12 protein-coding genes are annotated in these 13,114 nt (G+C 63.4%); all 12 read right to left on the bottom strand.

Translation table 11 applies throughout. The features are described from left to right. Window positions 1-12 precede the first annotated feature (12 nt). Window positions 13-1,098, bottom strand: a complete 1,086-nt coding sequence (locus ACR64R_RS15625) for a fatty acid desaturase family protein (protein ID WP_487362453.1) — start codon at window positions 1,096-1,098, stop codon at window positions 13-15. A gap of 82 nt (window positions 1,099-1,180) precedes the next feature. Beyond that, window positions 1,181-2,362: an aldose 1-epimerase family protein gene (locus ACR64R_RS15620; RefSeq protein WP_487357248.1), complete on the bottom strand. Its 1,182-nt coding sequence runs from the start codon at window positions 2,360-2,362 to the stop codon at window positions 1,181-1,183. A 4-nt stretch (window positions 2,363-2,366) separates the two neighbouring features. Beyond that, window positions 2,367-3,140 (bottom strand): ATP-binding cassette domain-containing protein, encoded by a 774-nt coding sequence (locus tag ACR64R_RS15615; RefSeq protein WP_487357247.1) that lies wholly within the window; start codon window positions 3,138-3,140, stop codon window positions 2,367-2,369. 4 nt (window positions 3,141-3,144) lie between these two features. Next, window positions 3,145-4,149 carry an ABC transporter permease gene (locus ACR64R_RS15610; RefSeq protein WP_487357246.1) on the bottom strand — a complete coding sequence of 335 codons (1,005 nt, stop codon included), beginning with the start codon at window positions 4,147-4,149 and terminating at the stop codon, window positions 3,145-3,147. Between the two features lie 59 nt (window positions 4,150-4,208). Beyond that, window positions 4,209-5,153, bottom strand: a complete 945-nt coding sequence (locus ACR64R_RS15605; protein ID WP_487357245.1) for a sugar ABC transporter substrate-binding protein — start codon at window positions 5,151-5,153, stop codon at window positions 4,209-4,211. Window positions 5,154-5,219: 66 nt separating this feature from the next. Further along, window positions 5,220-6,134 carry a sugar phosphate isomerase/epimerase family protein gene (locus ACR64R_RS15600; protein ID WP_487357244.1) on the bottom strand — a complete coding sequence of 305 codons (915 nt, stop codon included), beginning with the start codon at window positions 6,132-6,134 and terminating at the stop codon, window positions 5,220-5,222. A 61-nt stretch (window positions 6,135-6,195) separates the two neighbouring features. After that, the gene (locus ACR64R_RS15595; RefSeq protein WP_487357243.1) at window positions 6,196-7,284 is read right to left on the bottom strand and encodes a Gfo/Idh/MocA family protein; all 1,089 of its coding nucleotides are present in this window, start codon (window positions 7,282-7,284) and stop codon (window positions 6,196-6,198) included. Between the two features lie 35 nt (window positions 7,285-7,319). Beyond that, a complete protein-coding gene (locus tag ACR64R_RS15590; RefSeq protein WP_487357242.1) occupies window positions 7,320-8,381 on the bottom strand; it encodes an ABC transporter ATP-binding protein in 1,062 nt (353 codons plus the stop codon). 3 nt (window positions 8,382-8,384) lie between these two features. Then, complete coding sequence (locus ACR64R_RS15585) at window positions 8,385-9,470, bottom strand: ABC transporter ATP-binding protein (protein ID WP_487357241.1); 1,086 nt, start codon at window positions 9,468-9,470, stop codon at window positions 8,385-8,387. After that, window positions 9,467-10,426, bottom strand: a complete 960-nt coding sequence (locus ACR64R_RS15580) for a carbohydrate ABC transporter permease (RefSeq protein ID WP_487357240.1) — start codon at window positions 10,424-10,426, stop codon at window positions 9,467-9,469. Before ACR64R_RS15580 ends, ACR64R_RS15585 begins: the two co-directional genes overlap by 4 nt. Further along, the gene (locus ACR64R_RS15575) at window positions 10,423-11,283 is read right to left on the bottom strand and encodes a carbohydrate ABC transporter permease (RefSeq protein ID WP_487357239.1); all 861 of its coding nucleotides are present in this window, start codon (window positions 11,281-11,283) and stop codon (window positions 10,423-10,425) included. The genes ACR64R_RS15580 and ACR64R_RS15575 overlap by 4 nt, the downstream gene beginning before the upstream one ends. 81 nt (window positions 11,284-11,364) lie before the next feature. Next, window positions 11,365-12,978, bottom strand: coding sequence for an extracellular solute-binding protein (locus tag ACR64R_RS15570; protein ID WP_487357238.1), 1,614 nt, complete (start codon window positions 12,976-12,978; stop codon window positions 11,365-11,367). Window positions 12,979-13,114 lie beyond the last annotated feature (136 nt).

Below are 13,114 nucleotides of genomic sequence, written 5' to 3'. Positions count from 1 at the left end.
GCGGCGCGGCGTCTATTCGGCGGCCGCGGCCGTTATGTCGAGATCGTGGAACTCGCCGCGATAGGGCTTGGCCGTCGGCGGCAATTCACGCTTGAGATAATGGTCCTCGTATTTCAGCTGCCTGAGCAGCACCGGCCAGACCTCGCGATAGGCGTGCCACATCGATGGGTTCGGCACCGGCAAATCGTGCTTGATCAGCTCATGCAGCTTCGGCAGCGCATGGTAAGGCACCATCGGGAACATGTGATGCTCCACATGGTAGTTCATGTTCCAGTAGATGAACCGGCTGATCGGATTCATGTAGACAGTGCGCGTGTTCAGCCGATGGTCGGTGACGTTGTCGGCCAGGCCGATATGTTGCAGGAGGCCGGTAAGCACCATGTGCCAGGTGCCGTAGAGGCGGGGCAGGCCGATCAGCACCAGCGGTATCCATGACCGAAGCGCGATCGCGACAGCGATCGTCGCGGCATATACCACCATGTGCCAACGCGCCGCGATCACGGCCTTATGCTGCTCCATCTGCGGGATGTAGCTCTTCTCGTCGTCCGACAATTTGCCGAAGGCCTGTCGCACCAGGGTCGGCAGCGAGTAGCGGAAGTCGAGGATGCCGGTGAAAGCGAGCGCCGCCTTCAAGAGGTCCGGCGGTCGCATCACGGCGATCTCGGCGTCGCGGCCGACGATGATGGTGTCGGTGTGGTGGCGCGCATGGCTCCAGCGCCACTGGACCGGATTGCGCATCAGCATGAACGAGGCGATTTGATAGACGACATCGTTCATCCAGCGCGTGCGGAAGGCCGTCCCGTGGCTGCATTCATGCCAGCGCGAGTCGCTCGAAGAGCCGTAGAGCACGCCATAGACGAACAGGAATGGCACGATCCACCAAGTGCCCCAGAACCAGATTATGCCGGCGGCCGAGCCCAGGATCAGCACGATCCAGATGATGGTGTCCCGGATCGCCGGCCCGTCCGAACGCTGCATCAATTCCTTCATGGTCTTGCGCGGCACGTCGGTATGGTACCACTCGGCCGAGGCAAGCCCCGTTTCGATTGCCCGGCGCGTGCTTTCGCCGACAAGGCTGTAATCGCGCTTCTTCGCCATGGTCACATTGGCCTCCAATCTTCACGCACCGCTGGCAATCCGGTCCACCGGCCGAAGGACTTGCTATGGGTAAATGTCGCGATCATGCCCTGCCCGCCAGTTTTGGGAAATTGCCGGAGGGCTGAGGATACTCCTGCTCCGGCTGGCGGACGATGGCAGCAATCCTTCGTTCAGCATCGGCGATCGCATTCTTGCCGTCGAGGACGCGGAACACCGCGTCATAGGCGCGGGTCTCGTCATGCTCCAGCCAGATCATCTCGCCGCGCTCACGCGCGGCAAGATCGCCGAGCACATGGTGCGTCGACGGCTCGATGCCGAGCGCATACTGGCCCGTCTGGAAATTCTGCCACTGATAGCAGCAGGGCAGTTGGTCCTTGCGGGTGACGACCTCGAAGCCGAAGCCGAGGCGGTCGTTTACGACGGCCACAGGCACCTCGCCGCTGGCATCGGCCCCGAGTTCATGCTGCCAGACCTGTTCGCTGAAACCGAACTGCGGCGCCGGCGCGGTCCGGTAGCCGGCCCCCTGCGCCTCATAGCGTTCTCCACCATGCGCGGCCCAAAGCACGTCGCGGATCGGCGCCAGGTAGCGCGAACCTTCGTCGAGCAAAGGGTATCCGACATTGACATGGTAGAAGTACATATGCGGCGTCCGGTGGAACCCATGGTTGACGACACGGTCCGAAAGCCGGATCTCGTTGCCGCCGACATCGGCCTCGATGCGGCGTATGAGGAGCAGATCCTCGCCGAAAACGCTCGCCTGCTGAACGGTGCCTTCGGCCCATAAAACGCACCGGTCGCCGTCCCAGCGTTCGCCATAGCCGGTGAGCCGCGCCGGGATGGTGCCGATGCGCCCATGGAGCGAATGCGTCACCGTCTTGCGTCCGGGATAATTGTAGTTCTCGGCCGGCACCTCGTCGCGTCCGAGAATGTGGTCGAGGCCGCAGGTGACGAGCAGACCGGAGAAGGACCGCCCCCAGGCGAATCCGTCCTCGCCTTCATAGTCATGCAGCCCGGGATGACGAAAGCCGCTCGGCGAGTGCCAGCCGATCGCCTGGCCCCCGTATTCGCAGTCGGCGATGTCGAGCGCGCGATCGACCAGCGCGGTGAAGCGCAGGCCCGAGCCGGTGCGGAACTCGAGCATGCGGATGCCGCGCTCGACACCGTCGCCGAGCGTCATCAGCCGCACGCCGGCGAATTGCGACAACATGCCGGAGCGTTCGGCGATCTGCCGGCGCGAAAGCGTCTGGCCATAGAGCTTCACCATGCCGTCACTGCGCCCTCTTCATCAGGGCCGACAAGTCGGCGCCGGTTATCAGGCTTTCCACGGTCAGGAGGTCGGTATCGGCAACGACCTGCTCGGCGACGATCTCCCCGCGGCGCATGACGATGATCCGGTCGGCGACCTCGAAGACATGGTGGATGTTGTGGGTAATCAAGAGCACCGAGTGCCCCGCCGCGCGCATCTCTTTCACGAAGCGCAGGACGCCATGCGTTTCCTCGACGCCGAGATTGTTGGTCGGCTCGTCAAGGATGATCACCTTGGCCGCGAACTGCATGGCGCGTGAGATCGCGATCGACTGCCGCTCGCCGCCGGACAGCGTCGAGACCAACGCGTCGGCGTCGAGCTTCTTCGAGATGCCGACGCGCTTCAGCAGCGCCGAGGCCGCATTGCGCAATTTGGCGAGGTCGAGCGGCGCGAAGACGCCGAGCCATTTGAGATTAACCGGCTCGCGGCCAAGGAACAGGTTGCGCGCGATGCTGAGGTCAGGCGCAAGCGAAGTGTCCTGGTGGATGGTCTCGATGCCGAGGACCATCGCCTCGCGCGTCGAGCGGATGGAGACCTTCTCGCCGCGCACATAGATATCGCCGCGGTCGATCGGGAAGACGCCCGAGATCGCCTTGATCAGCGTCGACTTGCCGGCGCCGTTGTCGCCGAGCAGCGCCACCACCTCGCCCTCCTTGAGCGTCAGCGACGCATTTTTCAGCGCGCGCACGCTGCCGAAGGATTTTTGCAGATTCTGCAGCCTAAGCACTTCTTCCATGTGGTCAGCTCCTTGCTGCGCTTTTCTGCAGCAGAGCGTGCAGGATGAGCATGGCGAGGATGATGACGCCGACGAAGATGTTGTAGGCGAGCCCAGGCACGCCGACGAGCACGATGCCGTTGCGGATAGCGCGCAGCATCAGCGCACCGACGATGGTTCCGAGGATCGTCCCGCGGCCTCCGGTCAGCGCCGTGCCGCCGACCACGACCATGGCGATCACTTCCAGTTCATAGCCGGTTCCCGCCACCGGCGAGGCCGCCGAGATGCGAAAAGCGCTGATCATGCCGGCGAGCCCGGCTAGCACCGAGGTCAGTATGAACAACCAGATCTTGACGGCGTCGGCCGGCACCCCCCGCGCAACGGCGGCGTTGCGGTTGGAGCCGATGGCGCTGATCCAGTTGCCGAGCTTGGCGTAGCGCAGCACATAGATCGCAAGCAGGGAAAGGCCGACAAACCACCACAGCGAAGTGTAGAATCGGAATGCGCCGATGTTGAAGCTGCCGGCGAGCAGCGTGACGAAAAAGCCCGGCTGGTCCCATGACTTCAGCGGAAAGCCCTGCGTGATGTATAGCGCAGCGCCGCGCACGATGAGCAGCATCGACAGCGTCACCAGGAAGGACGAGATGCCGATCTTGGTGACGATAACGCCGTTGATCGCGCCGATCGCGACGCAGAGCAAAAGCCCCGCCAGCAGCGCCGCGCCTATATCGACCCCGGCATTCTGCACCAGGAGCATCACCACAACCGGCGCCAGGCCGAACACCGCGCCGACCGACAGGTCGAATTCACCGGCCGTGAGCAGCAGCGTCATGCCGAGCGCGATGATGCCGAGTTCCGGCAGGAACGCCATCATGTTGGAGATGTTGAGCGGCGACAAGAAATTGCCGTCGGCGAGCGCAAACACCGCCAGGAGCACGATGAGGATGACGAAGGATGAGAATTGCGGCGAGCGTATCAGGCTCGACCTGCCTTTCGCCCGCCCTGCGCCGTCTTCTACGGTGATAGCCATGACTTGCTGAACCATGCTTTGTGAACAGCGCCCGCCGCGCGCGGCGGGCGCTGGCTTCCTCACTTCTTGTCGTAGAGCTTGAGGATCGGTTCGACGCTTGTAGCGTCGTACAGGCCGAATGTGTGGATGTCGTAGCCGATAGGCTCGCCCGAGGCCGCGAGACCGAGCAGCGCGACCGGCATGAAGCCTTGCGCCGAAGGATATTGCCAGGCGGCGGCGTTGACGAACCCGTCCTTGACCGCCTGGGCCGTCTCCTTGGAATTGCCCCAGCCGACGACCGGGATCTTGCCGGCCGGGATACCGGCGCCGTCGAACACCCGCTTGACGCTGGCCGCGACGGAGTCGCCCAGCGCGATGATCGCCGGCGGATTGTTGGCGACCATGTAGTCGGTCATCTTGGCGATGATGCCCGCCGGATCGGTACCGCAGTCGACCACGTCGTACTTGATGCCGAGCGGATCGAAGACACTGGCGATGCCTTCTGTCTCGAGTTGCTGGTAGCTGGCGCCGGGAACTTCTACCGGCAGGAACACCTTGTCGCCCTGCTTCACCATCTTGTGGTCGACGAGATACTTCGCCCAGATGGAGCCGGCTTCCTTCAGATCTGCCCCGACATAGGCCTGACGTCCGGTCGCCGGATCGTCCGTGTTGAAGAACACGATCGGAATGCCTGCGGCCTTCGCCGCCTTCACTTCCTCGGTCCACAATCCAGGCTGCGCCGAGGTGGTGGCGATGCCATCGGGCTTGGCGGCGAGCGCCGAATTGAAGGCTTCCTTCTGCGCCGCCATGTCGCCGCCGCTAAAGGAAATCTTGCAGGTCACCTTGAGCTGGTCGCAGGCCTTCGTCGCGCCGGCATTCCAGTCGATCCAGAACGCGTCGGACGGGCCGCCATGCGACAGAAGGTAGAACGTCTTTTGACCGTCAGCAGCCTGCGCCGCCGAGCCGAAGGCGACGCCAGCGAGCACGGCCGCGGCAACTGCCAGCTTCAATCCAAACTTCAACATCTGGTTTTCCTCCACTCTATGTCGTGCAAGTCGGCGCCGCCGCGAACCGGCGGCGCCTGCGCCATCTCAGAGGCCGTTCTCGCGGAACTTCCCGTCGAGGAACTTCTTGGCGCGCGGCACATCGTCTTCCGACAGATGCTCGATGATGACCGGGATGTTCGGGTGCTTCTCGGCGAGCCGCTTGAGGTAGAGATCGTAGTTCAGCGAGCCGAGGCCCGGCGCCGGCAACTCGATCTCGCCGACACCGCGGAAGGTGTGGCTTTCCATCGCGTCGGCGTCGCCGATATCGGCATGCTTTTCGGACTTGTCGTCGCCCGAGCGCTTCACATCCTTGGCGTGGGCGATCTTGATCTTGTCGGTCAGCGTGTCGAAGACCTGGTTCAGGATCTGGTCCATCCTGTCGATGTTGTGGGTCTCGAAATAATTGGTCGGGTCCATCAGCAGGCCGAGGCCGGGATGGTCGACTTGCGCGAACATCCTCACCGTCTCCTCGACCGAGCCGACGACGTTGTTGACATAGGTTTCGAGCAGGAAGACCGCGCCGTGGTCGTAAGCCGTCTGGGCAAGGTCGGCGATCACCTTGCGGCACTCCTCGAAACCTTCCTCGGTCTTGTTCTTCGGGTGATGCACCCAGTCGGATTCGGTGTTGTAGGTGCCGGTCTCCGAGATCACGTAGGGCGAGCCGAAATGGCGCGCATTGCGGATGATCTCCTTGAGGTAGCCGACGCGCTTCTCGCGCTCCGCCTTGTCCGGATGGATGATGTTGGTGTAGCCCGACACGCAGCACACTGGCAGGTTATGGTCGCGGAAGGTGTCGCGCACCTTCTTCGCCTTCTCCTTGGTGATCTGACCGGCCGAGAGGTCGACGTCCTTGAAGTGCAGGTCGAGCTGCACCGTGTTGAAACCGAGCCCGCGGATCTTCTTAGCCGTCTCTTCGAGGCCGTACGGGAAATAGCCCGTGAAAATACCTGCCTGCATCATGATCTTGAATTCCTCCCTGTAAGCGATTCAGTTGCCGGTGATTTCAGTTGATTGCGTTGATTCAGTTGATCGAGATCTCAGAGAGCTTGACCGTGCGGCCCGATGCCATCGAGCGATAGCCCGCCTCGACAAGCGCCATGGTCTTGACGTTGTCGGCGACGGACAGTGCCGGACGCGTGCCGGTCTTCACGGCATGCTGCAGCTGCTCCATGACCCCGATGAAGGCATGCGGGAACCACATGGTCTCCCAGCTTGGGCTTACCCATTCACCACCGGTCGTCTCGGCCGAGGCATAGGTCAGGGTCGATGCCGCCCCAGTCGGCCAGCCGATAGTGCCCTTGGCAACGCCCTTGGTGCCGTCGACGCGCCAGTTGATGTGTTGGTCGTCCTTGTAGCCCTCCTGGCGCGGGCCGGACCACACGTCCTCAAGCGACACCGCAAGCACCCCTGACGGGAAGCGTAGCGTCGATACCGTGATGCCGTCGGAATGGTCGAACTGGGTGCGCGGATCCTTGCGCGTCAGCGTGGTGATCTCGTCCGGGTCGCCGAACAGGAAGCGCAGCACATCGAGATGGTGCACGCTCATATTGGCAAGCGTCAGCCGGTCGTAGTCCTGGAGGAAGGTCTGCCAGTGCGGGATAGCGTGCATATCGATCTGTGCGAAGACGATGTCGCCGAGCGCGCCGCTGTCGATGATCTGCTTGAGCACACGCATCGACTGGTCGTAGCGCATGTTCTGGTTGACCGAGAGAATCTTGCCGGCCTTCGCCGCCTCGTCGCGCAGCTTGGCGGCTTCCTCCACCGACAGCGCCAGAGGCTTCTGCGCTAGGATCGCCTTGATGTGCTTCTGCTTCAGCGCGTGGCGGATCAGCGCCGGCTGCTGGTCCGGCGGAAAAGCAAGATCGATGATCTCGACATTGGTATCCTCGATCAGCTGTTCCGGCGTGTCATGCACCGTCGGGATGCCCCAGCGGGTGGCGACCTTTTGGGCATTCGCCTTGGTGCGCGAGGCGATCGCCACCACCGGGAAACCGGCCTCCTTGTAGGCCGCGAGATGGCACTCGGCCATGATCATGCCGGCGCCGACGCAGCCGATCTTGTACTCCCTGGTGCGAACCTTGACGTCCGGCACGAAGTCTTCTTCCGCCATGTCTTCCTCCCGAAATTCTCTCCTCGCGGCCGCCGTCACAGCGCGCCTCCGTCCTGGCCGAAATAATGCACGCGACCGGGATCACAGGATATCGCCACCATTGCATCCGGCCTGATGTCTGGCTGCCCGCGCAGCAAGGCCCTCAGCCGCGCCTGTCCGGCTTCTATGGTTACGACCGTGTAGCCGCCGAGCGGCTCGACCTCGAACACCCGCGCCGGGCGGGCTTCCGCCGTCCCGCTGTCGGTCCAGGGCCGGACCTTGAGGTCTTCGGGCCGGAGCCCGATCTCAATCGCCTCGGCCGGGGCCCTGGCATCGGCAATGCGGATTGTCCCTTCCGCGGCCTCGATCCCGTTGGCGCCGCGCACCGACGGCAGGATGTTCATCATCGGCGAGCCGAGCATGCGCGCCACATAGGCGCTGGCCGGACGGTCGTAAATCTCGGCCGGCGCGCCGATCTGTCGGATGCGGCCTTTCTCCAGGATCGCCATGCGGTCGGCGACCGACATAGCCTCTTCCTGGTCATGCGTGACATAGATCAGCGTCTTGCCCAGCTCGCGCTGGATGCGTTTCAGCTCGACGCGCGTCTCCTCGCGCAGCCGCGCATCGAGCGCCGAGATCGGATCGTCCATCAGATACGCGGCCGGGTCGCGCACAAGCGCGCGCGCGATCGCCACCCGCTGCCGCTCGCCGCCCGAGAGCTGCGCCGGCGGTTTGTGCAGGATGTGGCCGATGTGGAGTTTTTGCGCGACGTCGGCCAGCCGCTTCTCAATCTCGGCATCGGCCACCTTCCGCTCGACCAGCGGAAAACGGACATTGTCCCGTGCGCTCATATGCGGGAACAGCGCCAGGTTCTGGAACACCATGGCGACGTTGCGCTCGGCCGGCGAGACGCTGTTGACGGGCTTGCCGCCGATCAGGATCTCGCCCTCGTCCGGCACCTCCAATCCGAGCACAAGGCGCAGGATCGTCGATTTGCCGGAGAGCGGTGGACCGAAGAAGCAGAAGAACTCGTTGTCGTTGACGGTGAAGGAGGCATCGTCGACGGCAAGTGTGTTGCCGTAGCGCTTCGTGACATTGCGGAAAGCGATGTCGGCCATGGCTCAGCCCGCCCTCACTGCGAGGCCGGTGGCGGCATCGAAGACGCGCACCGAGGAAGCCGGCGGCGCGACGACTGCCGTCTGCCCGACCGACAGCCCAACATCGTTCTCGAACACTGCTTTCACGGCGCTCTCGCCTTCGCCAAGGTGGACGATGGTGCGTGCCCCGATGCGCTCGACGAAAGTGGCCGGCATCGAGAGCCCGCGATCGGCAAGCGCCACCTGCTCGGGCCGGAAGCCGTAGAGCACATCGTTGCGCACCGCTCTCACAGAGGAGGCCAGTTCATCCGGCAGAGGCGGCGTGACGCCGAGCGGGCCCAGATCGATCACCAAGCCGCGATCGCTTTCCGCCGGCCTGCCCTTCAGCAGGTTCATGCCCGGCGCGCCTATGAAGCGCGCCACGAATACATTGGCCGGATTGTTGTAGACCTCGAGCGGCGTGCCGACCTGCTGCAGCACGCCATGATCCATCACCGCGATGCGATCGGCCATGGTCATGGCCTCGAGCTGATCGTGCGTGACATAGACCATCGTCTGCCTGAACTGGCGCTGCAGCTGCTTGAGCTCGGTGCGCATAACCGCGCGGAACGCGGCGTCGACATTGGATAACGGCTCGTCGAGCAGGAAGATCGCCGGCTCCATAATCGCCGAGCGGCCGATCGCCACGCGCTGCAGGATGTTGACGGAGAGCCGGTCCGCCTTGCGGTCGAGCAGCGGCGAAAGCTGCAGCATCTCGGCGATGGCGCCGACGCGGCGGTCGATCTCGACCTTTGCGGCGCCACGCATCCTCGGACCGTAGGCAAGGTTCTGCCTGACCGTCATATGCGTGAAGATGGCATAATTCTGGAAGACGAAGCCGACACCGCGCCGCCCCATCGGCACGCCGGCCATATCGCGCTCGCCGAACAGGATCTTGCCGCTGCTCGGCTCCTCCATGCCGGCGATCATATTCATCGTCGTCGACTTGCCGCAGCCCGAAGGCCCGAGCAGCGCCATGAATTCGCCGTCGGCGATTTCGAGGTCCATCGTCTTCAGCGCGGCGAAGTCGCCGAATGTCTTGGTGAGGTTCTTGAGGTGGATGGCGCTCATGCCGGCACCTCCCGCGTCTTCGCCATGCGCTTCATGGCGTAGACCGCGACGATCGAGAGCACGATCAGGATGGCGAGAGCGATGGCCGCTACATAGCCCCAGATCAGGTCCTGCGTGGTAACTTTGTAGATGTAGACCGAGATCGTCTCGGTGGCGACACCGGGCCCGCCGCCGGTCATGATGTAGAGCGTGTCGAAGATCTTGAAGTTCTCGATCACCCTAATCGCCAGCGCGATGATGATGATCGTCTTCATCTTCGGCAGCACGATCGTGGTGAAGCGCTGCCACGCATTGGCGCCGAGCAGCGTCGCCGCCTTGATCTGGTCCTCCGGCACGCCGACCAGGCCGGCGAGCAGGATGAGGAACATCAGCGGCGTCCACTGCCAGATATCGGCGATCATCACTGCAATCAGCGCAAGGTTCGGATCGGAAAGCCAGGCGATCGTCACGGGGCCGCCGATGATCCTCGACAGGATGTCGTTCACCGGGCCGCCCGACTGGAACAGCATGAAGAACATGTAGCCGGCGACCGCGGGCACGACCATCATCGGCATCAGGAGGATCGAATAGAAGATCCGCTTGCCTGGAAAGTCGTCGGCGAAAAGCGTCGCCAGCGCGAGGCCAAGCAGGAACTCCGCCGGTACGCAGACCAGCATCACGATAGCGGTGCGCTGCAGCGCGCTCCAGAATCGGGTGTCGGCCGCGAGGTCGGTATAGTTGGCGAAACTGTTCCACATCTCCCAGGCATTCCACCAGCCGACGCCCGATAGCGGCGACCAGTCGGTGACGCTTATGTAGAGCTGCATCAAAAGCGGAAAGGCCGAGATAAACAGCACCAGGATCTGCGCCGGCAAGGTCAGGCGGAAACCCAGCCGCTCGCCCTCGTCCCGCTGCGCTGGCTTCGCTCGCGCGGCACCCATCTTGTCCTCCGAAATCGTCGCCGTCACCGCGCTCATTGCTTGAGCGCTCCGAAGGTGAGCCCGCGCACCAGGTGGCGCTGGATGGCGATGCCCATGATGACGGGCGGTACCGCCGCGATCAGACCGAGCGCAGCCTTGGCGCCGTAGAGCTGTCCGGTCATCGAGGAGGAGAGCGACGCCATGTACACGGGGATCGTCACCCATTCGCGCGTCGTGAGCAGCAGCGCGATCAGGTAATCCGACCAGTTGAGGATGAAGACGAAGAGCGCGGCACTCGCCAGCGGCGCGCGCATCATGGGCAGCGTTATGCGGGTGAAGACCCGCAGCCGCGAGCAGCCCTCCACAAGTGCGGCTTCCTCGATCTCGCGAGGCATGTCGTCGAAGAAGGTCTTCATCAGCCAGAAGGCGAAGGGTAGTGTGACGATGCCGTAGATCAGCGCCAGCCCCCACCATGTGTCGTTGAGGTTGAGGAAAGCCCACATGATCATCACCGGGATCATGACGGCCATCGGCGGAAACAGCCTCAGTTGGATCAGCGCCAGCGGCAGGTTCTGGCCGGAGCCGAAGCGCGACAGGCCGTAGGCTGCGGCGGTGCCGGCCGACATCGCGATCGCGGTCCCGAACACCGCCGAGAGCAGCGACGACAGGATGGGCTTCAGCGCCGTGTGATCGAGCGCGACGATCAGGTCGCTGGCGGAATGGCCGAAGACGAACTGGAAATTGGCTAGCGTCGGATGCTTCGGCCACCAGGTCAGGTCGGCGCCGGTCGCCGACCATTCGCCGATCGGCTTGAAGGCCATCGACACCATCCAAAGGATCGGCACCAGTGTCACCGCCATCGCTGCAAGGATAGCGGCGTAGCGGAATATCTCGAAGGGAACGGAACGCTTCATCTGGCTGCTTTGCTGGTGGCGTCGTTGGCGAAGGGGAGGAGCAGTCGCCCCTCCCCTCCTTTTCTGATCCAGGGAGAAGGATCAGCTGATCGGATCGAGAACCGTGGGCCAGGCCTCCTTGTTGGTCTTGATGGCTTCGAGGAGCTTGTCTTCGCCGATGCGACGCGCGATCTTCTTCCATTCGCGTTCGGTGTCGGCCATCGCCTGCTCAGGCGTCTTGGCCTTGGTCAATGAGGCCATGAGGTTCTCGTCGAGCGCGTTGTGGAAGGCGGTAGCGCCAGGATAGTTGATGGTCGGCACCGTGCGCGCCACCGTCTCGCGCACCACGTCCATGTGATAGGCGTGATACGTCTGGCGAACGAGCGGATCGGAAAAGTCCGAGAGCCGGAACGGATCGAGATAGCCGCCGGGATTTGCGCTCATCCAGGCATAGATGCGGGCCGAGCCGAGCCACTGCAGCAGAAGATAGGCGGCCTCCGGATTCTTCGACTGCGACGAGACCATGCCGGTCAGCGAGAACCACAGAACGGAGCGGCTGATCAGCTTGCCGTCGATCTCGCGACCCGGCGGCAGCATCGAGCCGATCTTGCCGGTGACCGCGGAATCCTTGTTGCCGGCATTGTCGAGGAACTTCGGCAGGTTGGAGAAGGCGCAGGTCATCGCGGCCCCGCCCTTGGCGAAATTGCCATATTGCTCCGGCCAGCCCCACGAGATCGCGTCCGGCGAATGATGCGCCAGCGACTCCACATATTCCTTGGTCGCCGCGATGCCCTGCTCGGAATTGATCAATGGCTTGCCGTCATCGCCGAACAGGAACTGGTTGGGCGACGCCATCGAGACGTAGCGCTGATACCAGTTGGTGTAGCCCCAGCCCTGGTTGCGCAGGTCGGTGGAGCCGAACAGACCCTTGTCCGGCCGCTGGAAGAAGGCCGCGACATCGCTGTGCTGCTTCCAGGTCTTCGGTGGCGCAAGGTCGTAGCCGTATTTGTCCTTGAAGGCCTTCTGCTCGGCGGCGTCGTTGAACAGGTCGGTGCGATAGACCCAGGTCTGGAAGTCGCCGTCGAGCGACACGCCATAGGTCGAGCCGCGATACTGGTTGAGCAGCGACACGCCCTTGGCGCCGTTGACGTAGCCCTGCTTGGGGTCGTCCCATTCCGGTTTGTGCTTGGCGACGAAGTCGTCGAGCTTGGCGATGCCGCCGGTCTCTGCGAGATCGCCGAGCCGGTTCCACTCGGTCGAATAGATGTCGTAGGCCCCACCCTTGGTGGAGATATCCTGCATCGTCTTGGTGAATTCCTGGCCGTTGGGCAGGCCGACGATCTCGATCGGGATGCCGGTTTCCTTCTCCCACAAATCCTTGATCGAAGGTGCGCCGGCCGGGAAGGGCTTGGTCAACTGGCCGATCGAGCCGTCGGACAGGCCGAGGACAATCTTTGCCGGCGCCTTGCCGGCCGCCTTCAGGGCCTTCGCCGCCTCGATCGCGCGCCCTTCCGGCGTGTCAGGTCCGTACTGGTAGCGCTCCGCGCCGTCGAAGCCGGTCGGCCCGCCTATCATGCCGGGCGCCAGCGCGTCAGCGGCAAAGGCGCGGCCGGGACGAATGAACTGCGGTGCAATACCGGTCGCGGCGACGAACACCGCGGCCTTTCCTCCGGACGCCAAAAGGCGGCGCCGCGACATGCGGATCAAATGAGACATCGAATTCCTCCCTCGGGGCCTGTTCCTCCATGGCCCACTGAGGGATATTGACGGCAGTGCGTGAAGCCTGTCAACATCATAAATACTCAAAATACGTCATAAGAACGCAAGCGAGGGAGAAAATGCAGTCTGCCGA

This window comes from Mesorhizobium sp. MC2-1-1, assembly GCF_057597255.1.
The sequence above is the reverse complement of the archived record's forward strand: the minus strand, read 5'-3'. Positions and strand labels throughout refer to the sequence as shown.